This window comes from Pseudomonas sp. ICBG1301 (assembly GCF_016918385.1).
GTDB lineage: Bacteria > Pseudomonadota > Gammaproteobacteria > Pseudomonadales > Pseudomonadaceae > Aquipseudomonas > Aquipseudomonas palleroniana.
In genome coordinates this window covers 579,283-601,567 of sequence record NZ_JAEKGB010000003.1, presented here as the reverse complement: position 1 = coordinate 601,567, position 22,285 = coordinate 579,283, and the positions used below count along the sequence as shown (strand labels likewise).

At 59.6% G+C, this 22,285-nt stretch carries 20 protein-coding genes and 1 pseudogene; 10 read left to right on the top strand and 11 right to left on the bottom strand.

Annotated elements, in window-relative coordinates:
* Positions 1-60: 60 nt before the first annotated feature.
* A complete protein-coding gene (locus JBE38_RS09855) occupies positions 61-501 on the top strand; it encodes a TadE/TadG family type IV pilus assembly protein (RefSeq protein WP_205344204.1) in 441 nt (146 codons plus the stop codon).
* Entirely contained in the window at positions 498-3,218 is a 2,721-nt protein-coding gene (locus JBE38_RS09850; protein ID WP_205344203.1) for an ATP-binding protein, read from the top strand. Before JBE38_RS09855 ends, JBE38_RS09850 begins: the two co-directional genes overlap by 4 nt.
* Here the strand turns inward: JBE38_RS09850 and JBE38_RS09845 are convergent.
* From JBE38_RS09845 to JBE38_RS09825, 5 genes are all read right to left on the bottom strand, one after another.
* Positions 3,215-5,191 carry a pilus assembly protein TadG-related protein gene (locus tag JBE38_RS09845; RefSeq protein WP_205344202.1) on the bottom strand — a complete coding sequence of 659 codons (1,977 nt, stop codon included), beginning with the start codon at positions 5,189-5,191 and terminating at the stop codon, positions 3,215-3,217. The two genes, JBE38_RS09850 and JBE38_RS09845, sit on opposite strands and share 4 nt — an antisense overlap.
* 347 nt (positions 5,192-5,538) lie before the next feature.
* The gene (locus tag JBE38_RS09840; RefSeq protein WP_060755009.1) at positions 5,539-6,096 is read right to left on the bottom strand and encodes a DUF4136 domain-containing protein; all 558 of its coding nucleotides are present in this window, start codon (positions 6,094-6,096) and stop codon (positions 5,539-5,541) included.
* 44 nt (positions 6,097-6,140) lie between these two features.
* Positions 6,141-6,743, bottom strand: a complete 603-nt coding sequence (locus JBE38_RS09835; protein ID WP_060755010.1) for a DUF4136 domain-containing protein — start codon at positions 6,741-6,743, stop codon at positions 6,141-6,143.
* 23 nt (positions 6,744-6,766) lie between these two features.
* The gene (locus JBE38_RS09830; protein WP_060755011.1) at positions 6,767-7,516 is read right to left on the bottom strand and encodes a methyltransferase; all 750 of its coding nucleotides are present in this window, start codon (positions 7,514-7,516) and stop codon (positions 6,767-6,769) included.
* Positions 7,509-7,817, bottom strand: a complete 309-nt coding sequence (locus JBE38_RS09825; protein ID WP_003188211.1) for a MazG-like family protein — start codon at positions 7,815-7,817, stop codon at positions 7,509-7,511. The genes JBE38_RS09830 and JBE38_RS09825 overlap by 8 nt, the downstream gene beginning before the upstream one ends.
* Before the next feature lie 179 nt (positions 7,818-7,996).
* Between JBE38_RS09825 and JBE38_RS09820 the strand changes: the two genes are divergently transcribed.
* On the top strand, positions 7,997-8,290 hold the full coding sequence (locus tag JBE38_RS09820) for a hypothetical protein (protein WP_060755012.1): 294 nt from the start codon (positions 7,997-7,999) through the stop codon (positions 8,288-8,290).
* A gap of 3 nt (positions 8,291-8,293) precedes the next feature.
* Positions 8,294-9,637 (top strand): MATE family efflux transporter, encoded by a 1,344-nt coding sequence (locus tag JBE38_RS09815; RefSeq protein ID WP_198760949.1) that lies wholly within the window; start codon positions 8,294-8,296, stop codon positions 9,635-9,637.
* Between the two features lie 88 nt (positions 9,638-9,725).
* Here the strand turns inward: JBE38_RS09815 and JBE38_RS09810 are convergent.
* Both JBE38_RS09810 and JBE38_RS27805 read right to left on the bottom strand, forming a co-directional pair.
* Positions 9,726-9,952, bottom strand: a pseudogene (locus JBE38_RS09810) (transposase); the annotation flags it as partial.
* 98 nt (positions 9,953-10,050) lie between these two features.
* Positions 10,051-10,806 (bottom strand): hypothetical protein, encoded by a 756-nt coding sequence (locus JBE38_RS27805; protein ID WP_205344201.1) that lies wholly within the window; start codon positions 10,804-10,806, stop codon positions 10,051-10,053.
* A 721-nt stretch (positions 10,807-11,527) separates the two neighbouring features.
* On the opposite strand from JBE38_RS27805, the gene JBE38_RS09800 reads away from it, so the two are divergent.
* Both JBE38_RS09800 and JBE38_RS09795 read left to right on the top strand, forming a co-directional pair.
* Positions 11,528-11,890: a hypothetical protein gene (locus tag JBE38_RS09800; RefSeq protein ID WP_205344200.1), complete on the top strand. Its 363-nt coding sequence runs from the start codon at positions 11,528-11,530 to the stop codon at positions 11,888-11,890.
* A gap of 127 nt (positions 11,891-12,017) precedes the next feature.
* A complete protein-coding gene (locus tag JBE38_RS09795) occupies positions 12,018-12,446 on the top strand; it encodes a hypothetical protein (RefSeq protein WP_205344199.1) in 429 nt (142 codons plus the stop codon).
* A 398-nt stretch (positions 12,447-12,844) separates the two neighbouring features.
* Here JBE38_RS09795 and speA read toward each other — a convergent pair whose 3' ends face one another.
* The 4 genes from speA to JBE38_RS09775 all read right to left on the bottom strand — a co-directional run bounded on the left by speA (position 12,845) and on the right by JBE38_RS09775 (position 16,971).
* A complete protein-coding gene (gene speA, locus JBE38_RS09790; RefSeq protein WP_060755014.1) occupies positions 12,845-14,758 on the bottom strand; it encodes an arginine decarboxylase in 1,914 nt (637 codons plus the stop codon).
* 142 nt (positions 14,759-14,900) lie between these two features.
* Positions 14,901-15,272, bottom strand: coding sequence for a translation initiation factor Sui1 (locus JBE38_RS09785; RefSeq protein ID WP_060755015.1), 372 nt, complete (start codon positions 15,270-15,272; stop codon positions 14,901-14,903).
* Positions 15,273-15,454: 182 nt separating this feature from the next.
* A complete protein-coding gene (locus JBE38_RS09780; RefSeq protein ID WP_104995403.1) occupies positions 15,455-15,991 on the bottom strand; it encodes an NUDIX hydrolase in 537 nt (178 codons plus the stop codon).
* A 2-nt stretch (positions 15,992-15,993) separates the two neighbouring features.
* Positions 15,994-16,971 (bottom strand): DUF2333 family protein, encoded by a 978-nt coding sequence (locus tag JBE38_RS09775; RefSeq protein WP_372241630.1) that lies wholly within the window; start codon positions 16,969-16,971, stop codon positions 15,994-15,996.
* A 388-nt stretch (positions 16,972-17,359) separates the two neighbouring features.
* On the opposite strand from JBE38_RS09775, the gene JBE38_RS09770 reads away from it, so the two are divergent.
* From JBE38_RS09770 to accB, 4 genes are all read left to right on the top strand, one after another.
* Positions 17,360-19,030 carry a response regulator gene (locus JBE38_RS09770; protein WP_060755018.1) on the top strand — a complete coding sequence of 557 codons (1,671 nt, stop codon included), beginning with the start codon at positions 17,360-17,362 and terminating at the stop codon, positions 19,028-19,030.
* Positions 19,031-19,083: 53 nt separating this feature from the next.
* Entirely contained in the window at positions 19,084-21,045 is a 1,962-nt protein-coding gene (locus tag JBE38_RS09765) for a methyl-accepting chemotaxis protein (RefSeq protein WP_205344198.1), read from the top strand.
* Between the two features lie 283 nt (positions 21,046-21,328).
* Positions 21,329-21,784, top strand: a complete 456-nt coding sequence (gene aroQ / locus JBE38_RS09760; RefSeq protein WP_010213488.1) for a type II 3-dehydroquinate dehydratase — start codon at positions 21,329-21,331, stop codon at positions 21,782-21,784.
* Positions 21,785-21,808: 24 nt separating this feature from the next.
* Entirely contained in the window at positions 21,809-22,270 is a 462-nt protein-coding gene (gene accB / locus JBE38_RS09755; protein ID WP_090367035.1) for an acetyl-CoA carboxylase biotin carboxyl carrier protein, read from the top strand.
* Positions 22,271-22,285 lie beyond the last annotated feature (15 nt).

Sequence of the window (22,285 nt, the reverse complement as noted above, 5' to 3'; positions counted from 1 at the left end):
CCTTTTTGCTGATTGATTCTATGCTGATATCAAGTAGTAGCCGTCAGGGTAGACGCGGTGATGAGAACAAGCCTCCCCAAAAAGCAAAAGGGTACGGCGGCGATCGAATTCGTCGCCGTGTTCATGATTTTTTTCGGCGTGTTCTACGCAATGGTCAGCTATAGCCTGCCACTGCTGTTAAAACAGTCGTTCAACCAGGCGACCGCTGAAGCCGTGCGCCTGGTCGTGGGCCTGGACCCCACGATGCAAGGCTATGACGCGGCGGTGATCAACATGGCCAATACCACCGTTGCGACACGCCTGGGGTGGCTTCCCGCAGCCTTCAATTTCAACGCAGCGACACAGGTCAACACCACCTTGGTCAGCGGCCTGGTGACGGTAAAAATCAACTACCCCACGGCCAATCTGCAGAATGTGATGCCCTTTATCGTGTTGCCCGGCATTGGCAGCGTGCCGCAGTTGCCGGCGACGCTGCAGGCCCAGTCGAGCCTGCAGTTTTGACCGCCGGGGACAAACTCTTCGGGCGTCTGCTCGGCCGCAGTGGCGCGCTGACCCTCGACACGCCGGCGCCACCTAGCGCCGGGCTGCACCTGCACCTGGATGCCCAGGGGCGCGTGCTCGATATCAGCGGCACCTTGCGCCAATACCTCGCGCCGCATGCAATCGCGTTACCGTTGCAAGACTTGCTGTGCGCCGACAGCGCCCTGGCGGTGGAAGGTGTTCCCGCCGACTGGCAACGCCACAGCCTCGACCTGGATTTCCAGGGGGCCGCCGGGCAGCCCTTGCACACCCGTGGCACGCTGGAGCCGCACGCCAACGGCTGGTTGCTGCATGCGGTGGATATCGGCGATTTACTCGGCGGCCGGCAATTGGCCGAGCAACGCGAACAGAACCACCAGCTCACCAGCCTGGTCAGCGCGCAACTGCGGGTGTGCAGCCTCAGCCGTTTGCCCGAGGTGTTCAACGAACAGTTGTGCAGTGTGGCGCAGCGCTGGCGCATTCCCTGTGTGGCCCTCGCATTGCTACACCAGGAAGACCAGGGCTGGCAGATCTATAGCCAGTACGCCAACCATGATGCGCCGCAGCTCTGGCACACCGGGCAGCGCCTCGGCACCTGCCTGGACAACCTCAACGGCACCACCCCGCTGGCGCTCAAAGCCCCCTATGGGCGTGGCGAGCACCCGCGTTTACACAGTATGTTCGGCAACGCCGATGGCTTCCTGGTGCCCTATCGCGACGGCCAGGGCGTCGCCGCGTGGCTACTGTGCGGCCCCTACAACGGCCATCCCCACTGCACGGATCGCGATTGGCTGAACCTCGCCGCCGCCCTCGCCGCGCCGTTGCTCAGCCGCGTGCGCGAACAGCACCACCACCAGCAGTTGGAGCGCCTGGAAGCCCTGCAAGGCTTGCTGGGTACCGGCTGGTGGGAGCTGTTGCCCAGCAGCGACGAGATCCAACTTGCCCCGCAATTGATGCGCAACCTGGGCCAGGCAGAAGAACCGACCCGGCAAGCCCTGGACACCTGGCTGCACCTGATCCACCCCGCCGACCGTCTTGAACTGCAGAGCCGTCTGCGGGATCTGCATCACCTTGGCAAACCTCTGCTCGCCAGCGTGCGCTTAAGCCGCAGCGACAGCACCTGGTATCGCGTCCAGGGCCAAGTGCTGGGCACCGGCGAGCAACGCCGTTGCATCGGTTTCATGCTCGACATCAGCGACATCAAAAACCAGCAGTTGCAGGCCGACGTCGCCCATTCGCGCCTGGAAAACCTGATCGCCAGCTCGCCCGCGATCATCTACGTGCAACGCTATGTGGATGGTGCGCTGCAACCGGTTTTTTTCAGCGACAGCCTGCTGCCGCTGCTGGGCCGTACCCTGGCCGAATGCAACCACGAAAGCCTGGTGCAATGGGTACACCCGGACGATCGTGACCTGTACTTCCAACGCACCCGCCAGTTGCTGCGCGAAGGCAGCGTACGCAGCCGTTATCGGGTACAAGACAAACAGGGCGGTTACCACTGGCTGCTCGACGAAGCCAAGCTGCTGCGCGACGACCTCGGCCTGCCGGTGGAGGCGGTCGGCCTGTGGCTGGACGTCACCGAGGCGACCTTGACCGCGCAGCAAGTCAAGGACAGCGAGGAGCGCTACCGAATTCTGGTGGAGGACTCCCCGGCGATGATCTGCCGCTACCGCCCGGACCTGACCCTGACCTTCGGCAATACGCCATTGGCCAACTACCTGGAATGCCTGCCGGCCCAACTGCCGGGCCTGAACCTGGGCGGCTGGTTGTCGGACGAACAACGCCAGGCGTTTTTACAACGCATCCACCAATTGACCCCCGAATTTCCGGTCAGTACCGCGGAAATCAGCCTGCAACTGCCGGGGCGCGAGCATGCCTGGTGGGTATGGTCGGACCGTGGGGTGTTTGATGAGCAAGGCGCGTTGCTGGAAGTACAGGCCGTGGGCCGCGACAACACGGAAGTCCGCCGCTCCCAGCAACAACTGACCCAAAGCGCGAAAATGGCCACCCTCGGCGAAATGGCCACGGGCCTGGCCCATGAGATCAACCAGCCGCTGAACGTGATGCGCATGGCGATCGTCAACGTGCTCAAGCGCCTGAGCACCGGCAACGCACAGGTGGATTACCTCACTGAAAAACTCCAGCGCATCGACGCCCAGGTGCAACGCGCGGCGCGGGTGGTGGACCATATGCGCGTGTTCGGCCGCCGCTCGGAAGTCGAGCAGCAACCGTTCGACCCGGCGCAGGCGGTCGAAGGCACCCTGTCGTTGCTCAGCGAAGGTCTGCGCGGCAAAGGCGTCGAGGTGCGCGTGAGCCAGGCGGATATCCCGGTGCAAGTCAAAGGCCACATCGATCAGCTTGAACAGGTGCTGATCAACCTGATGGTCAACGCCCGTGATGCGCTGCTCGGCCAGCGCGAGAGAAACCCCGAGTTGCGCCCGTGGATTGCCCTACACACCGAGCACGACAGCCAGCACGTACGCCTCTGGGTCGAAGACAACGGGGGTGGCATCGACCCTCGCTTGCTGGAACGCATCTTCGAACCCTTTTTCACCACCAAGCCGATAGGCGTAGGCACCGGGCTGGGCTTGTCGGTGAGCTATGGCATTGTGGAAAACATGGGCGGGCGCCTGAGCGTCAGCAACGGCGAGCACGGGGCACGCTTTTGCGTGGAACTGCCCAGGGCCACCGACGCTTAAATCACCAGGTAGGCTTCCCCGGTCTGGCCACAGCTCAGGTTGGCGCCGACATTCACGTTCGCCAGGCTGATCCCCAAGCTGTTCAACAGGTTGTTGAGGATCGGATTCAGCAGCGAGCTCAACAGGCCATCCACCACCGGTGTGACGATAGCGCTGACGCCACTGAGCAGCGACACGGTGTTGGTGATCAGGCTGCCCAGCGGGTTACTGCCCACCGGCTGGTAGGCCGTGAGACCGACGCCGCTGAGGGTCGCGGAAAGGCTGCTGACCACATTGGTGGCCGGCGTGGCGGCCTGATAGGTCGGTGCAAGGCCGACGTTAGGCGGCGTGGCAAATGGCGTGGTACTGGAGAACAGCTGGGTCTGGTTGCTTCCGGCTATCGGGCTTTGCACCTTGATCCCGATGCCACCGCCGGCAAACGGCACACGGCTGTCACAGCTGCCAATGAAGGCAATCATATGGCAGGTCTTGGTGCCGATATCGATCAGCGCCAGCGGCGCCACCGTCATCGGCTGGGTGGTCGAAAAAGCATTGGTGATGCTGCCGATATTCAGCGAGGCCAGCGAGGTGGTGGTGCTGGCCGTCAGGCTCTTGGTGCCCGCGCCGCCCGTTGGGCAACTGTAGGCGGTGACATAACTGCTGGCGCCACCGGCATCCAACACGACATTGAGCGGCAGGTTGCCCGGCAGCACCAGCAAATCCAATTGCTGGCAACCAGCCCCCAGCAAGCACAAGGCCGAATTGATCGAGGTCACCAGGTTCAAGCTCAGCAGGCCATTGACCACGGGGGTCAGTGGCCCCAGCAAGTTATCCACCGCCGTAGTCAACCCCGACAAACTGTTCAACACCGGCAAACTCACCGTCACTTCGGTGCGTACCTGGGCCGTACGCACGTAGATCGCATTCGGCCCCTGTGGGTTGGCCGCCGCCAGCGCCGGGTTGCCGACGGCCGACAGTTGCGGCGGCTGGGTGACTTTGACCTGGGTGGTGATGTTGGCCAGCCCCAGCAGGCTGACCGGCAAGGTCGCCGCCACCGCGCTCTGGCTGTTGGACAGTTGCACAATGCCCTGGACCAGTTGGAAGACTTGAAGGTTGGCGTTCAGCGCCGACGCCGTGGTGCCGGTCTGCACCTGCAGGATCTGCCCAAGCGTCAGCGGTGCCTGGTTGATTGCGGCCAATTGCAGGTTGCCCAGGGCGGTCAACACATCCACCGAGGCGCCGTTGGCGGTCAACACATTGATCGCGGCCTGGATCAACTGCGTCGCGGTGACGTTGGTGTTGAGCAACTGCGTGTAATTGCCGGCGGTCAGGTTCAGGTTGATCGCCAATTGGTTGAGGTAACTGAGCAGGTTGATATTGGTATTGATCAGGCCATTCCAACCGGCGACCGTCAGGTTGACGTTGCCGCCGAGCAGCCCGGAAAACAGCGGGTTCAACAGGCCGGCATTGGCCGTGTTGACGCTGGCCAGCGTGCTGTTGATGGTGAGCTGGGCCAATGCCGGCGTGGGTATCGCCGCCACGGCCGTGGCGGTCAAGACGGTACTGAGGCTGAGAGGGTTGCCGGAGGTCAGTGCCCAGACGCCTGCCGCGATGCTGGTTGGCACGGTATTGCTGACCACCACTTGAATCGCTGACGACAGCGCCGGGTTGGCACTGAAGGTGCGCATGCCCGAAGCGCCGGTGGTCACCGAACCGCAGCGGGCCACCAAGGTATTGCCATTGCCCAGTACAAAATTATTGCGCGCCACACTCTGCGCAGCAAAAGCCGCAGCGCTCAAACCGGCCTGGCACGTTCCCCCGCGGCTGACGGCCTCCAGCGCGGCCGTGTCCGCCACGCCTTGCAACTGGCGCTTGGCCAAGTACAAACGGCCGCTGTCGATCACCAGTAATGTGCACATCAACGCCAATGCCAACACGCCTACCGTCATCAGACCCACGGCGCCACGCTGCTTGTCATGAAATCGGGGAGACATCGAGCACTCCTGTGCCGGCGAGTCGCCGAGCGCTTACTCTCCTGGAGTGTAGATGAGGGCTCATGCAAACGCAGGCGTCAGGGTACCGAAGGTCTTGTGTGGGGGGCTTGCTCCGCTATCGGGAGCAAACCCTAACACCAGTCAGTTAAGGATTAACGCGGTCACTGTGGGAGGGGGCTTGCTCCCGATAGGCCGCGCAGCGGCCTCAAAAATGGGCCTGCTACGCAGGCCATCGGGAGCAAGTCGAATCGTCGCACCGCCCCTCCCACAATTTATCCATCGTCCGCTTTATCGCTTAACTGACAGGCATTAGGGCAAGCCCACCTCACACAGGATTTGCGCTGTCTTTATCGGGGTGGGTAGTTGGACAGGATCTTGCCCACGGTCGAGCGAATCGCATTGCTGCGGTCCTGCGGGTTCGGCGAGCTGGCCATGATCTGTTCGTCACTGCCCCGCCATACCAGTTTGCCGTCCTTGCCGTCGAGCAGGTCGATCTGGATGGTCGCCACTTTGTAGGTGATGTTGCGCGTTTCGTTGTACATCGGCGCGCCCCAGTAACCATTCCATGGGCCGCCCCAGGCGCCGCCGTAATTGGTGGTGACTTGCTGCTGGCGGTCCTCGACGATCAGGTAGGCCTGCACCTTCAGGTCGGCATGCCCACCCGCCGCCGCAGGGCGCAAGCCGCGTTGGTCGAGTTGTTCGCCCACGGCCTGGCGGATGCGTTGTTCGGTAAGGTCACTCTTGATCCGTGGATCATCCGGGCGGTATTGCAGCGCCGGGTCTTTCCAGGCCCAGCTGCGGTAGGCGCCAAAGTCGCGGCTGGCATCGAAGTCATGGTTGACCTGACTGGTCTGGCAGCCGCCCAGCAATACAACAACGGCAAGTGCAGCAATGCGACGAAACATGGAGGTTCTCCAAAAGACGTTCGAGCCTGAAATGAGAATAGCGGCTAACTGGGCGGATAGGCGGACATTGCCTTCTGCATCGCCTCGCGCAATGCATCAGCTCGCTCACTCAGGCTGCCCTGGCTGCTGGTTTCGGCGCTGGTGCTCCAGACCGGCTGGCGGGTGCGCGCATCGAACAGGCTGATCCGCGCCACCGCGACGGTGACTTCATAGGTACGCACCACCGGCACCGTGTTGTACATGCCGTAACCATTGCCATAGCGGTTATAGCCGCCATAGCCGTAGCCATAATCGTCCTGCACCTGCCGCAGGCGCTTCTCCAGACGCACGTCGGCACTGACCAGCAGGTCTGGCGCACGGTTGTCATGCAACAGGCGCAGGCCGCGCTGGTCGAGGGCACCATTCACCGCCTCGGCAATCTGTGCCGAATCGACCCAGGCCGAGCCCGCCGGCAATTGGCCGTTGAGCCAGGCCCAACTGCGGTAGGCACCGTAGTCACGCACCGGCGCCGGGTAGGCGCTGGCATCGAAGGTCTTGGCCGCCTGGGCCGGTGCCGGCGGCATCGGCGCCGAAGCCGCCACATAGGGGTTGGGGCTGGAACAGGCGCCCAGACCGAGAGACAACAGGATCAAACACAGACGACGCATTTCGACCTCCGCAACTGGGCCGCTCAAACCGGACGGCAGATCCAGTGTAAATAACGCCCAAGTCCGGCAAAGCTTGGGTGACGACGATGAGCGAGTTCCATCTCCAACAAATCCTGCAGGTCGGCACGGGCCTGGAACTCCACGGGCATATAGTCGTGGAACACCCGCACGCCACTTTGACTTTCGACTTGCCACAGCCCCTCAAGTTGCGCCGCCAACTCCCGTGGATCAAGCGGCTGTTGCGGGGTGAGGCTCTGCTTTTCACCGGCCATGTCGTTCTTGCGCATCTTGCGGAAGTGGCCTTTGAGCAGGTTGCGATAAATCAGCGCATCGCGGTTGTAGAACGCCAGCGACAACCAGCCGCCAGGCACGGTGAGTTGGTGCAGCACCGGCAGGATCGCGTGGGGTTCGGCCAGCCACTCCAGCACGGCGTGGCACAGCACCAGGTCATAGGGCTCGGTGAGTTGCCCAAGCAGGTCCTGCCAGGGTGCATGGATAAAAGTCGCAGCCTGCCCGGCCTCGGCGAAACGTTGACGGGCGCCCTCGAGCATCGGCTCAGCAGGTTCGGCCAACGTCACGTCATGGCCGCGCTCGGCCAACCACAGCGACATGTGCCCCAGGCCCGCACCGATGTCCAATACGCGCAACGGGCGATCCGGCAGCGCTTCACTCAGGTCGGCCTGCAATACAGCCAGGCGAATGGCGCCCTTGGCACCGCCATAAATCTTCTCGGCGAACCGTGTGGCCAGTTGGTCGAAATGACGATCACTCATGGGCAAACCGCCGTTCGCTATCGGCCAGCTTGGCGCGCACCACCTCGTTCATGTCCAGGCCCAACTCACTGCACAGCAACAACAGGTACAGTACGATGTCGCCGACTTCCTGGCCGGCGTGGGCGAGTTTGTCAGCGGGCAACTGGCGCGACTGGTCTTCGGTCAGCCACTGGAAAATTTCCACCAGCTCGGCCATTTCCACACTGGCGGCCATGGCCAGGTTTTTCGGACTGTGAAATTGCTTCCAATCGTTGGTATCGCGGATGCGATGCAAGCGTTCGGTGAGGTGTTCGAGGTTCATGCGCGGGCTCCTGAAGGCGTATAGCTTCGGGCGGATAAGCCATCAAGGCAAGTGAATCCAGCGACGCCCAACACAGCCCATGATTACCACGCGGCAAACCTCTATGCTTATAGGGAACTCGCCGGGCGCAATCGCAACCCAAGGCACAGCAACGTCCACTCTCTCATCAGGGCACACACATGCAGGTAGAAAGCTTTTTCGGATGGTTGGGCCAGGCGCTCGGTTCCATCATCCGCTTTATCGTCGACGGGCTCAGCGGGCTATTCGGTGCCTTGACCAACGCCGGTGGCAACTTCGTCGATGGACTGTCACGCACCTTGGGCATGGACACCTCGATCATCAGCATCATTACCCTGATCATCGGCCTGATGCTGTTGTACTCGGCGGTGCGCGCCTTTATGCGGGCGTCGATCATCGTCGGGATCATCTGGCTGATGCTGGGCCTTTGGCTGCTCAGCTGGGTCGTGCATTAATAATTGAATACCCTACTCACCGACTGGCGCCACCGCTCCACCCATCGTCGCGTCTGGGCCCTGGCCGCACCGATGATCCTGTCCAATATCTCCGTGCCGCTGGTGGCCCTGGTGGACAGCATGGTCATCGGCCACCTGCCCCACGCCCATCAATTGGGCGCCGTGGCCGTGGGCGCCAGCCTGTATACCTTTCTCGCCTGGGCCATGGGGTTCTTGCGCATGGGCTCCACCGGGTTTGCCGCGCAAGCCGCCGGGCGCGGCGATGGCGCGGCGTTGCGGCAAATCCTGCTGCAAGGTCTGTCGCTCGCGCTGGGCCTGGCGATAGTGCTGGGCACGGTCGGCATTCCTCTCAGCCACCTGGCCCTGGAATGGATGCAACCGTCCCCCGAACTGACTGAGCTGACCCGCGAATTCTTCCACACCCGCCTGTTCGGCCTGCCCGCCGCACTGGCCAGCTATGCGCTGGTGGGCTGGTTCCTCGGCACCCAGAACGCCCGTGCACCGCTGGCGATCCTGCTGACCACCAACCTGGTCAACATCGCCTTGAACCTGTGGTTCGTGCTTGGCCTGGATTGGGGGGTAGTCGGTTCGGCGCGAGCGTCGGTCGTGGCCGAGTGGGCCGGCGCCCTGCTCGGCCTGGCGATGACGCACAAAGCCCTGCGCGCCTACCCCGGGCATATCGCCTGGGCGGCGTTGACGCGGTGGAAAAGCTGGCGCCCGCTGCTGGCGGTCAACCGCGACATTTTCATCCGCAGCCTCGCGTTGCAATCGGTGTTTTTCATGATCACGGTGCAAGGTGCGCGCCTGGGTGACGCCACCGTGGCGGCCAATGCACTGCTGCTCAACGGCCTGCTGCTGACGGCTCACGCGCTGGACGGCCTGGCACACGCGGTGGAAGCGCTGTGCGGTCACGCCATTGGTGCGCATGATCGCCAGGCCTTGCGTCGCTCACTGGTGGTAGCGGGCGGCTGGTCACTGATTGCCAGTACGGGGTTCGCCGTGCTGTTCACCTTCGGTGGCCACCTGTTCATCGCCATGCAAACCGATATCGCCAGTGTGCGCGAAACCGCCGACCGCTACCTGCCCTACCTGGCCGTGCTGCCGTTGATCGCCGTCTGGAGTTACTTGCTGGACGGCCTGTTCATCGGCGCAACGCGGGCACGGGAAATGCGCAATGGCATGCTGCTGACGGTCTTGCTGACATTCCCATTCGCCTGGGCGTTGCAGGGCATGGGTAACCACGGCCTGTGGATAACCTTCCTGCTCTTCATGGCGCTGCGCAGCCTGACCCTGGCATTCATCGGCTGGCGCCTGAACACGCAGAATCGCTGGTTGGTCGGGTCATGAAATAAAAAACCTACCTGGGAACAGACTGTGTGAAAACGCGCTGCTGGTGGCTCCTGCAAACGCCCCGACTTGTTTGGGGCATTTACTTCTGCTGAAAATAGCCATAAAGGAAGAGTTTTAGCTGATCCGCTGGATCATAAGATGGGACGGCCGGTGCTTTTGGGAAGTACTTTATCAAAGCCTAGTCGCACCAGATCCAGTTTAGCGACGTAAAGATCGATAACGCGAACGAGTTGATCCTCGGGGATCAACTCTTCCAGAAAGACCGGAAATAGGTTGTGTCTGGCTGCGAGACTGTCCTTGGATGCAGGCTATAACGAAAAATGCTCCGTATCTTTCGATACGGAGCATTCTCTTTGATACGCTACTCAGATTGCTAGGCTTTCACACAGATTGAACAAACACGGTAAAATTCAATACTCGAATACAACACAACCATTAGCGCCTTTTTTACCATCTAGGCCCCCCTGTCCTGCTTGAGTGCTTGTATTAATGACGCCGCCATTTCCCCCATCTCCCCCCGCGCCTCCACTGCATGAGCTGCTTGACGAACCTCCCCCAAAGCCGGGGAAATCGCTGCCACCACCATTTTTGCCTCCGTCGCTACCAGCATTCCCCCAGCCTAAACTACAATTGTCTCCAAAAGGCGCTCCGCCAGTACCACCGATACCTGCTGTATTACCAGTAGCTTTACCTTTTCCTCCGCCCCCGCCCCCAGATCCACCATTGGCCGAATAATTGACCGATATGAATGCTCCAGCAAGATTTGTTCTCGTAGTAGAAACAACGCTGCGATCTCCATTAGTTCCATTAGTGCCATCCTTGCCCTTTGCACCACCTGTTCCTCCGCCTCCTCCTCCCCCCGCCTGAATATTGAAGTATTGTCCTTCACTAACAGGTAATGAGCAACTAACACTGCTACCACCTCCCCCACCGCCCCCTCCAGCCCCACGTGTTTTCAGGCCAAGGTCAAGAGCTCCACCGCCCCCGCCCCCTCCGCCCCCTGCACCAATAGCAGTGAATTTAACTGCAGTGACTCCTTGAGGAACAATGAAGTCTTCAGAAGCGCCAGCTTGATTATAGACCTTCGTGGTGGCAGCTTGAGTTGCGAGAACACTAGCGCCTAGTAAACAAACACCGCAAATTGCCACTCTTTTTAAATAAATCACGATATAGCCTCCTTGAACCAATTAATATGCACTTTCGTCCGTATCGGAAAATTCATCATCGTACCAAGGAGACGGTCACGCACCTGTTATAGTCTGCAATTTTTAGATCAAATCAAGCACTATTTTATTCACTTTTGCTCTAAAAACCCCTTTCACCTTTACCCAAACCAACTCGCTCAACCATTTAAAATCAAAAACAAGCATGAACACAGCGGCGAATTTAAATGGCGCTTATTTAGCAGTTAATTATTTGATTAAAAAGAAAAAAATGGGTTGAAACCTGACCCCGTCGTCGTACCGCGAGCCATGAAACGAATACCTCTGGCCTACCCCTTTCTGACGCAATCATGTCGGCCGGCAAGGGCAGATTTGAGGAAAAATTTGCACGTTAAACATGTAAAGTAAGTGCCAGTCAGGACGGATTTATTGTGTGGATGTAGTACCAATAAAATTAAATCCGTCACTTTTTCATGCGCCTCGAACGCCGCGGTCATGCACCTTGACCTCCATATAAATTCACCTTTCCGGAAGATCCTCCGGCCAGCAGCACAGATTGAATTTTTAGTGAACACCATCCTCGTGGAGGATGGCCGTCCTAATACCAAAAGCACATATCAAAAAAAATTTAATAACTATCAAATCTAAAATACTGTCATTTCTGACAGGTGTGGTTTATTTTTAGGATGGTTAAGATTAATTTCATCAAAAAACGGAGGTTAATATGAAATCCAGACTGATCTACAAAGTAGAAACACTTATTGAAGAAGGAGACGCCTTACAGGCCACGTTAAAAAATGGACAAATGATAAGTGGCAAATTAATGAGTGCAGACGAGGCCGACGGAGGAGCATTTGTAGTGATGGGGGATAATGGCAGACCAAAAGCCGTTAGCATAAATGATCTTGAAACAGTAAAAGTGAATGAAGTCGACGGTCATCCTTACTACTACCACAGTGTTCGCGTCGTTCCTATTGCGGCTGCACTTACAGGAATAGTTTGCACAGCCGTAATTGGTGCAATAGGAACCGTAGTTCGCTGCGCCATGGAGGAATACCACAAGACGGGCGGTTGGCATCCGAAATAATAAATAACTTCTATATAGTACACATAGCAATTATCACGCCCCGCCCGCTAGTAGCCGGGGCTTACCCAATACAAAAAACCAAATCGCCTCAACACGTTCCAATCCATTTTTTATAACGGTGCTTATCATGCCCACATATATAACTGCTCCAGCGCCAGACATTTTTGTCTCCGACAGCTCTCTTAAGGCCGAGCGAAAAATTGGTTTCGACCCTACAGATAAAAACAACGTAGCCTATACCCTATACAATAAAAGATATGATATTTATAGAGGGCTAGGCGGCTTTAACGTAAAGCCTAAAACGTCGACTCCACCTCTGACTGGAGACATATTAACAATTTATGTAGACAACATAACAACATCACTACCAACAAACAGCAAAACCTACACTTACACTTACACACAATACAATGCACCTACGGTAGTCATGATCGGCATGCCGGACCAGAAAATCCTTGATGCAGGAGACCTTGAAGTTTACGGAAATCTCTTTCGACCCAGCACCAATGTAATGCAGGTTTTTAAATCAGCCTGGATCGAGCAAATAAAACCATAACTTTAAACACCACTTATCTCCTATTTAAAAGTTAGGCTTCTACGAAAATCTCGCCCATGCGAGAGAAAACTGTGAACATAAAAAACCTGCCTCTCCAGACTATATAAAAACCTGGCAATCTGGGTCGCGTTCAAAGAAAATGCTCCGTGCCGAAAAATACGGAGCATTTTTCGAAACGGCAGACCAGCCTGATTCCGGTCTCCCTGGAAGAGTTGATCCCCGAAGATCATCTCGTTCGCGTTATCGATCTTGACGTCGCCAAATTCTACCTTTACGGCTATTTTCAGCGGAGCACAAAAGCAAACGCCCCGAACAAGTCGGGGCGTTTGCCGGAACCACTATCAGCGTATTTTCACACAGTCTGTGAGAAGGTGGTTTTTTGCTCAACCGCTATCGCCTCACGACGACAGGTAAGACGAGCGAGTCAACCCGAGGCGCAATGCATCCAGGAACTGGGTACGTTCACTCGCACTGATCTTCGCGCTGGCGCACTTGTCACGGTAGTGCGTCATCAACTCCTCCGGCGACAAGTGCACGTAGCGCAGCATGTCTTCGATGGTGTCATGGGTCTCGATCCCGGCGCTGTACACCGAACCGTCTTCGCGCTGGTAGATGTTCACCGAATCGGTATCGCCGAACAGGTTGTGCATGTCGCCCAGGATTTCCTGGTAGGCCCCCACCAGGAAGATACCCAGCAGGTAGTCCTCACCTTCATTCAGGGCGTGCACGGGCAGGCTGGTCTCGATGGACTGCTCGTCGACGTACTGCTTGATCTTGCCGTCGGAGTCGCAGGTCAGGTCCTGCAATACCGCACGGCGCAGCGGCTCTTCGTCGAGGCGGTGCAGCGGCAGGATCGGCAGTACCTGGCCGATAGCCCAGGTGTCCGGCAGGCTCTGGAACACCGAGAAGTTGCAGATGTACTTGTCGGCCAGCTTGTCGTTGAGTTCGTCCAGCACCTGGCGGTGCGAGCGCTGGCGTGCCTTCAACGAGTTGTGCAGGCGGCGGCACACGGCGAAGTAGCATTGTTCGGCCAGGGCTTTCTCGGCCAGGGTCAGCTTGCCGTCGGCGTACTGGGCGGCCACGTCGCTCATGTAGTGCGTGGCGCGCCAGTAGGTTTCGGTGACCATTTCGATGTCGGTCGGGCCGAGCAGGTCGACCAGCCACTGCACGGTCTCCGGCAGCGCCTCCTTGTTCTCGATCTGCGGCACGTCGTCGTTGTGTTTCTCCACGTCGGTGACCTGTACCACCAGCATGGCGTGGTGCGCGGTCAGCGAGCGGCCGCTTTCGGAGAAGATGTGCGGGTGCGGCAGGCTCTGCGCATCGCAGAATTCCTTGAGCATCCCCACTACCACGCCGGCGTAATCGTCCATGTCGTAGTTGATCGAGCTGGCGTTACGCGAGTGCGTACCGTCGTAGTCCACGCCCAGGCCGCCGCCGACGTCAATGTGGTCCACCGGCAGGCCGAGGTTGCGCAGCTCGCCGTAGTAACGGATGGCTTCCTTGAACCCATGCTGGTAGTCGGCCAGGTTGGCGATCTGCGAGCCCATGTGGAAGTGCAGCAGGCGGATGCCCTGGTCCAGGCCGGCAGCGCGGAAGCGCTCGACCACCGACAGCAACTGCGCCGCCGACAAACCGAACTTGGATTTCTCGCCGCCGGTGTCCGCCCATTTGCTCGACGCTAGCGACGACAAACGCACGCGCAAGCCAACCTGTGGCTTGACCTTGAGGCTCGCGGCCTCTTCGATCACCAGGCCGACTTCGGACTCTTTCTCGATCACAATAAATACATTGTGGCCCAGCTTCTGGCCCATCAGCGCGAGGCGGATGAACTCACGGTCCTTGTAACCGTTGCAGACGATGGTGCCGCCCTTCGGTGCCAGGGCCAGCACGGCCAGCAGCTCAGGCTTGGAACCGGCTTCCAGGCCGATGGACACGTTCTGGGTGGCGATGATGTTTTCGATCACCGCTTCCTGCTGGTTCACCTTGATCGGATACAGCGCGGTGTACTTGCTCTGGTATTCCAGGCGCTCGATGTTCGAATCGAACGCGCCGGTCAGTTGGCGCACGCGGTCTTGCAGGATGTCAGGAAAGCGCACCAGCAGCGGCAAGGACAAGCCGCTTTTGCGCAACTCGTCGACTTGCTCGTACAAGTCGACGGGCGTGCTGTTCGGACCGTTCGGACGGACTTCAACGCGACCGGCATCATTGATCGCGAAATACCCGGCCCCCCAATGGCGAATCCCGTAAACACTGCGGCTGTCCGCAACTGTCCATTGGCTGCCATCGTCTTTGCGTGTGCGTCGTACGGACATCGAAGTCCCCTATAAATGAAGTCGAAGGCACCGCCCCCATCTGAGGCTGGCGCAGTCTAAAGAATTAAAATGACGATTTGCCTGTAAGAGAGGTAGACCCCGCTCGCAGGACAGAGTTTAGACACAGGTCGGGAAGAGGCTTTCAGCCGCCGGACTTCTTGGCCTTGTACCCGAGCTTGATCAGCTCGGCCAACAGCAACTCGACGTGATCGCCCTGGATCTCGATGACGCCGTCTTTCAACGCGCCACCGGTGCCACAGCGCTTTTTCAGCGTCGTGGCCAGCTCCTTCAGGGCATCTTCGGCCAGCGGTACGCCGGTGATGGTCGTCACCGTCTTGCCGCCACGGCCTTTGCTCTCGCGTCGCACGCGGGCAATGCCGTCGCCTTCAGGGATCAGGGTCTGTTTGCAGGTGCAAGCGGCCACGGGCTGACGACAGTCCGGGCAGTGTCGACCTGCGTCGGTGGAAAATACCAGGCCACCAAGGGCGGCGAAGGATGCGGCTTTTTTGGCCACCGGCAATCCTCTTGGGAGGACAAAGACAGATCGGTACCTGCGAAGAGGTCACCGACCGCGAAGCCCCACTCAGGCAGGGGCAGCGCTACCGAACCGCACAGGGTGGTTCGGGTGAAAAGTCGCGCAGTGTAACCACAAAAAGCCGACTTGCTAAGAGCCAAATGGCGCCAATTTATACAACTTTAGCGACGCGAGGCCAGATAGCGCCGCAGGCCCTCTTGAGCGTCCGGGCAATAAGGCTTTTGCTCAGCCTCCAGCAGCACGGTTTCAATGGGTAAAAAGCGTGCTTCCATGACCTCCTCGGGCTGCAACCGCAGGGGGCCATCCCACACGGCGGAGTAGGATTTGCACCAAAGCCGGCTGTCGCCGTCTTCAAAGAAGAAGTGATCGTGCTCGGTCAGTACCGCCCCGGCGACGCCCAGTTCTTCTTCCAGCTCCCGCGCCGCCGATTCAGCGTAGGACTCGCCTGCCGCCACCATGCCACCCGCCGCCGTGTCCCAGAACCCGGGATACAACGCCTTGCTCAGGGTGCGTCGGTGCACACACAGCAAACCTGCCGAATTGAACAGGAAGATAAAGGTGCAACGGCCGATCAGGCCGCGCTGGCGCAGGTCAGACCTGACGAGGTGGCCGAGCAGGTTGTCTTGCCTGTCGACCCAGCAGATCAGTTCAGCATCAGAGGCCGCACGGTGCGCGGCCTCGTTCGGAGTAGCGTCCATCATCAACCCTGGTTGAGGAGCTGACGCAAATCGATCACTGCAGCGTTTGCCCGGGAAATATAGTTGGCCATCACCAACGAGTGGTTGGCGAGAACGCCGAAACCACTGCCATTAAGGATCATAGGACTCCAAACGGTTTCCTGCGAGGCCTCCAGCTCACGAATGATCTGACGCACGCTGACGGTGGCGTTCTTCTTGGCCAGCACATCGGCAAAGTCGACTTCAATGGCGCGCAGCAAATGGGACAATGCCCACGCCTGGCCACGGGCTTCGTAGAACACGTTGTCGATCTGCATCCACGGCGTTTCCACCACTTCTTCATCGACCTGCGGCACTTCACCTGGAGCCAGGGCTTCAGTTTTCAGTGCAGTGTTCAGCTTGACCCGGCCCACGCTGGCCGACAGGCGTTGCGACAGCGAACCCAGGCGGGTGGCGACATCCCCCAGCCAGTTGTTCAGGTTGTCGGCACGCGCATAGAACAGCGCGCCGCGCTGGTTCGGGTCAGACAGGCGCGCTTCATAGCGGCTCAGGGAGTTGATACCTTCCTGGTATTCCGACTCACTGGACGGCAGCACCCAACTCTTGTTGTCGAAGTTGAAGCGCGGCTCGGCCTTGGCCAGATCGGCGTCTTCAGCCGACTGCGACTGGGAACGGGCAAAATCCTTACGCAGGGCGCGGGTCAGGTCACGCACCTGTACCAGTACGCCGTACTCCCAGCTCGGCATGTTGTCCATCCACAGGCCAGGCGGGAAACGATCGTTGGAAATGTAGCCACCGGGCTTGTTCAGCAACGTGCCGACCACGGTCTTGAGAGTTTCAACGGTGGTGTAGCCCACCACCATCTGCTTGCCTTCCTTCTCGGCGGCAAGCTGGGCGTTTTGCTGGACCGGGAACAGCGCCGGCTCTTCGCTCCAGTACCAACCCAGGGCACCGGTGACCAACAGGTACAAGCCCAACACGCTGAGCAAGGCTTTGCTCATCAGCAGGTTGCGAAAGTAGCCACGATTGGCCGACTTGGGCTCAGGGGCGGGGCCTTTGGCACTGCCTTCACGGTTTTTCCAGTCCAGCATGGCGATATCCTTTCAATCACTTGAGTTCATGCACATCAATTGTCCGGGTGCGTTCAAACACTCCGACCACAACCCTACCCCATCGTGCCCGCCGGTGCGGGCCTTTTAAACGAAAGTGGCACACAGGCAGATTCGACTATAAAGGATGCACGCTTTTTACGCTGCGCGACCACTCGGTCAAAAACTGAATGGCAGAGACTTGCACTTAATTGACGTATGACACTCATGCAACATAAAAGAGGTGCTAGCATAGAGCCATCAGTCGACCTCAGCATGCACCCTCACTAGTAGTCAGGATATGACCGAGCCAGAAGACCCCAGCCGTGAGCGTCTCAAGCACCATTTTGCCCAGCGGGTAATTCATCAGGCACGTCAAATTCTTGAGATCTGGCAACGCCTGCAACGCAGTGAATGGTCGAACGCCGATTTTTCCGAACTCAGCGAAGCCAACCTGCGCCTGCTGCGCTTTGCCGAGCGCTTCGAACAGCCGGAGCACGGTCAGCTGGCACGGCATATCGGCGAGTCCCTGCAGGCCGTGGACGAAAATCGCGGGCGCTTGAGCAGCCAACTGATCACCGAACTCAACCGCCTGATGCAACGCCTGTCACGCACCGGTCTGCGCCAGGGCGACCAGTTGGAACAAACCTTCCTGCCACCGATGCGCAAGCCGATCTACGTGATGTTGGCCGATCACGACCGCGCCGAGCGCTTGGCCAAGCAGCTGGAATTCTTTGGCATGAGCGCCCAATCCCTGGACAGCATCGCGGCTTTTCGGGCGTCCATGGCCGAGCGTCTGCCGTCCGCCATCGTGATGGATGTGGACTTCTGCGGCGAAGGCCAGGGCCTCAAGCTCGCCGCCGAAGCCCAGGAGGGCTTGGAGCAAAAGCTGCCGCTGCTGTTTTTCAGTTTGCATGAAACCGACACCCCGACCCGCCTGGCCGCCGTGCGCGCCGGCGGCCAGGAGTTCCTCACCGGCACGCTGGAAGCCTCAAGCCTGCTGGAAAAGATCGAAGTGCTGACCTGCGTTGCCCAGTACGAACCCTATAAAGTCCTGATCATCGATGACTCACGCGCCCAGGCATTGCACACCGAGCGGCTGCTCAACAGTGCCGGTATCGTCACCCGCACCCTGATCGAACCGATCCAGGCCATGGCTGAACTGGCGGATTTCCAGCCAGACCTGATCATCCTCGACATGTACATGCCCGCCTGCACCGGCACCGAACTGGCCAAGGTGATCCGCCACAACGACCGCTACGTCAGCGTGCCGATCATTTACCTGTCGGCCGAGGATGACCTGGACAAACAGCTGGACGCCATGAGCGAAGGCGGCGACGACTTCCTCACCAAACCGATCAAGCCGCGCCACCTGATCACCACCGTGCGCAACCGCGCCGCGCGTGCGCGCAACTTGAAGGCGCGGATGGTGCGCGACAGCCTGACCGGCCTGTATAACCACACCCATATCCTGCAACTGCTCGAAGACTGCAGCTTCCGCGCGCGCCGCGAGAACAAGCCGTTGAGCTTCGCCATGCTCGATATCGACCATTTCAAACGGGTCAATGACAGCCACGGCCACCCTATGGGCGACCGCGTGATCAAGAGCCTGGCGCTGTTTCTCAAGCAGCGCCTGCGCAAGACCGACTATATCGGGCGCTACGGCGGTGAAGAATTCGCCATTGTGATGCCCGATACCGACCTGGAATCGGCCTGCAAGGTGCTGGATGAAATCCGCGGGCGCTTTGCCGAAATTCATTACCCGGCCCAACCCCAGGATTTGTGGTGCACCTTCAGCGCCGGCCTGGTGGAATTGTGTGATGGCTCCGACAGTTTGATGATGGCCGCCCAGGCCGACGAGGCGCTGTACCGCGCCAAGGATGCCGGACGCAACCGCGTACTGGCCGCACGCACGACAAGGCAAAGTGCCACCTTTTCACCGGAATCCACTGATTCCGTCATAACTATGTAATAGAAACGCAATAACTTCAGGCACTTATCTTTCGCCGTCGGTTGAAACCCCGCATGCGCCTGAAGCTGCTGACCAATCTCAATACCCTTCTATTGGTGGCCGTGTGCCTGGCCCTGGGTGCGACACTCTGGTGGTCGCAACGGGCGCTGGAACGACCTTACCTGTTGATGGAGCGTTATCTGGGTTTGTCCCAGACCTTTCAGAACCAGGCCGCGCGCAATATCGACGATTACCTGGCCAGCGGTGATGCCTTGCGCCTGAGCAGTGCCGGCCAGAGCCTGGAAAGCCTGTTGCAGCATCTGGATGACCTGCCGGCGGACTTCACGCAGAACCTGCGCCCCAGCCTCGTTGACCTTGATGCGTTCAGCAAAACCGACCTGCTGGCCGCCGGCAAACTGGCGGGTGACCCGCAAGCGCTGTTGCTGCAAGCCGAACGTGAAGTGGGTGCGAACCTGGAACAACTGAGCCAGTACGCGATGGGCGTCAACTCGCCGGAGGCGGCGCGCTACCTGCCGCCGCTGCTGGACGCTTCCCAGCACCTGGGCAAATTATCCCTGGCCCGCGACAAGCTGGTCAGCAGCGGGCGCGCCGAACTGGCCGACGATGTAGAGCGAGAGCTGGCCAGCATCCGCACCCAGGCCGAACGGTTGGCGCAATTGCCCTTGCTGGGCGTCAAGGCCAGTAGCGAATCCAGCGCCGATGACTTCTCCGCCATGATGGGCCTGGAAAACAACGAAAAGACCGAAGCACAAGACACCGGCGTCGACCTCAAGCGCGAACTCAACAGCCTGCTGACCCGCTACCCGGCCGAACTCAAGCGCACCCGCGAGCAGATCCGGCAACGGGCCGACCTCGCCACGGCCACCCATTTGAAAATCGCCGCCGTGCAGCAAGCCATCGCCGGCCTGGAGCCCGTGGTGCGTGCGCAACACGGCAAGATCCAAGGCGAAGTGCGCTTGATGCAGGGCGTGATGATCGGTCTGATCCTGCTGATCGCCTTGTTGATCGATACCCTGCAACGGCGCCTGGCGCGGGTGCTGACCCATCTCGCCCCGGCGCTTTCGACCTGGGCCGAAGGCGACTTCGGCCAACCGATCGCCCTGGGCAAGACCAACCGCGAACTGCACGACATCGAAGCCTCCCTGAACCGTCTGCGCGCCTACCTGGTGGACTTGGTCGGCACCATTCGCGGCAATGCCGAGGAAGTTGCCGGCACCAGCCGTACCCTCGCCGAGCTGAGCAGCGGCCTGCACGACGGCGCCGAGCGTCAGGCGGGCGATACGGCGCAGATTCGTGACTCCTTGGGCGAGCTGGAAGCCACCATCCAGCAAGTGGCGGGTGATGCAAGCCAGGCCGCCGACGCCAGCCGCAGCGCGGGCCAGGCTGTGGAACAGGGTCAACGGGTGATCGGTTTGAGCCTCACCGGGCTGCATTCGCTGGTCGGCGAAGTGCAGCAAAATGCGCAGATGATCGAAAAACTTGCCGAGGAGTCCGCCACGATTGGCGGCGTGCTGACGGTGATCCGCTCGATTGCCGACCAGACCAACCTGCTCGCGCTCAACGCTGCCATCGAGGCCGCCCGCGCGGGTGAGGCCGGGCGCGGGTTTGCCGTGGTCGCCGATGAGGTGCGCTCCCTGGCCCAACGCACGGCGGGCGCCACGGCGCAAATCCAGGACCTGATCGCCGGCCTGCAAACCGCCGCCCACCAATCGGTGCAAGGCATGCGCGCCCAGGTCGAACACGCCGAAGCCACAGCCCAGCAAGCCCAGGCGGCGGATGGCGCGCTGGATGAAATCGTCGGGGCGATCCAGACCATCTCCGACACAGCAGTGCGCATCGCCGATGTGACGGCACAACAGAGCGGCGCCGTCAGTGAGATTCGCGATAACAGCGAGCGGATTCACCAGCTGGGTGAGGATAACCTGCAGCGCATCGGCCAAGGGCGCAGTCAGGGTGAGCATTTGCTGGTGCTGGGAGGCCAGCTGAATACGGCAGTCAAAGCCTTCCGCGTCTAACGCCATATGAAGATAAATGTGGGAGGGGGCTTGCTCCCGATTGCGGAGTGTCAGTCTCAGTATCCATGACTGATCCACCGCTATCGGGAGCAAGCCCCCTCCCACAGTTGATCTTCGTTGGATTCGGAGTGTGTCGCCAATGACCGGATCCTGCGGCGCAGTCACAAACTTTGCGCTATCCTCGCTAATCGTGCCGCCTACTGCATAGAACTGGACAGTCACAAAGGCTTTGCGGCATAGTCGCCGGGTTCTGCCGTACCCCATCCATAACAAGGAACAGCCGATGGCGACCTTACTGGTTCTTCACGGACCCAACCTGAACCTGCTCGGCACCCGCGAACCGGGCGTCTATGGGGCAGTGACCCTGGATCAGATCAACCTTGATCTTGAGCGACGGGCCCGTGAAGCCGGCCACCATCTGCTCTACCTGCAAAGCAATGCCGAGTACGAATTGATTGATCGCATCCATGCCGCACGCGGTGAAGGCGTGGACTTTATCCTGATCAATCCCGCCGCTTTTACACACACAAGCGTTGCATTACGTGACGCATTGCTGGCGGTGAGCATCCCATTCATCGAAGTGCATTTGTCCAACGTGCATAAACGCGAAGCTTTCCGCCATCACTCTTATTTCTCCGACGTAGCGGTAGGAGTGATCTGCGGCCTTGGCGCCAGCGGTTACCGACTGGCCCTGGAGGCCGCCCTGGAACAACTTGAACAACCGGCCAAGCGCCCCTGACCGACCCTTGGGAGTTGATGATTCATGGATATCCGTAAAGTTAAGAAACTGATCGAACTGCTGGAAGAATCCGGTATCGACGAGCTGGAAATCAAGGAAGGCGAAGAGTCCGTACGCATCAGCCGTCACAGCAAGACGCCGGCCCAGCCGTACTACGCGCCACAAATGCAGGCACCGGCTGCCGCACCTGCTCCGGCCGCCGCACCCGCTGCCGCTGCTGCACCTGCCGCCCCAGCCGCTCCTGCGCTGAACGGTTTCGTGGTCAAGTCGCCAATGGTCGGTACTTTCTACCGTACCCCGGCACCGGGTTCGCCAGCCTTCGTTGAAGTCGGCAAAACCGTGAAAGTGGGCGACACCATCTGCATCGTTGAAGCGATGAAGATGATGAACCACATCACCGCTGAAAAAGCCGGCGTCATTGAATCCATCCTGGTAGAAAACGGTCAGCCGGTTGAGTACGACCAGCCGCTGTTCACCATCGTTTGAACCGCGGAGCGCCTT

What these genes read in the sequence shown, in the direction of transcription:
- JBE38_RS09855 (WP_205344204.1), top strand. Translation starts at nt 61, where the DNA reads ATGAGAACAAGCCTCCCCAAAAAGCAAAAGGGTACGGCGGCGATCGAA.
- JBE38_RS09845 (WP_205344202.1), bottom strand. Translation starts at nt 5,191, where the DNA reads ATGTCTCCCCGATTTCATGACAAGCAGCGTGGCGCCGTGGGTCTGATG.
- JBE38_RS09840 (WP_060755009.1), bottom strand. Translation starts at nt 6,096, where the DNA reads ATGTTTCGTCGCATTGCTGCACTTGCCGTTGTTGTATTGCTGGGCGGC.
- JBE38_RS09835 (WP_060755010.1), bottom strand. Translation starts at nt 6,743, where the DNA reads ATGCGTCGTCTGTGTTTGATCCTGTTGTCTCTCGGTCTGGGCGCCTGT.
- JBE38_RS09830 (WP_060755011.1), bottom strand. Translation starts at nt 7,516, where the DNA reads ATGAGTGATCGTCATTTCGACCAACTGGCCACACGGTTCGCCGAGAAG.
- JBE38_RS09825 (WP_003188211.1), bottom strand. Translation starts at nt 7,817, where the DNA reads ATGAACCTCGAACACCTCACCGAACGCTTGCATCGCATCCGCGATACC.
- JBE38_RS09820 (WP_060755012.1), top strand. Translation starts at nt 7,997, where the DNA reads ATGCAGGTAGAAAGCTTTTTCGGATGGTTGGGCCAGGCGCTCGGTTCC.
- JBE38_RS09800 (WP_205344200.1), top strand. Translation starts at nt 11,528, where the DNA reads ATGAAATCCAGACTGATCTACAAAGTAGAAACACTTATTGAAGAAGGA.
- JBE38_RS09795 (WP_205344199.1), top strand. Translation starts at nt 12,018, where the DNA reads ATGCCCACATATATAACTGCTCCAGCGCCAGACATTTTTGTCTCCGAC.
- speA (WP_060755014.1), bottom strand. Translation starts at nt 14,758, where the DNA reads ATGTCCGTACGACGCACACGCAAAGACGATGGCAGCCAATGGACAGTT.
- JBE38_RS09780 (WP_104995403.1), bottom strand. Translation starts at nt 15,991, where the DNA reads ATGGACGCTACTCCGAACGAGGCCGCGCACCGTGCGGCCTCTGATGCT.
- JBE38_RS09775 (WP_372241630.1), bottom strand. Translation starts at nt 16,971, where the DNA reads ATGAGCAAAGCCTTGCTCAGCGTGTTGGGCTTGTACCTGTTGGTCACC.
- JBE38_RS09770 (WP_060755018.1), top strand. Translation starts at nt 17,360, where the DNA reads ATGACCGAGCCAGAAGACCCCAGCCGTGAGCGTCTCAAGCACCATTTT.
- JBE38_RS09765 (WP_205344198.1), top strand. Translation starts at nt 19,084, where the DNA reads ATGCGCCTGAAGCTGCTGACCAATCTCAATACCCTTCTATTGGTGGCC.
- aroQ (WP_010213488.1), top strand. Translation starts at nt 21,329, where the DNA reads ATGGCGACCTTACTGGTTCTTCACGGACCCAACCTGAACCTGCTCGGC.
- accB (WP_090367035.1), top strand. Translation starts at nt 21,809, where the DNA reads ATGGATATCCGTAAAGTTAAGAAACTGATCGAACTGCTGGAAGAATCC.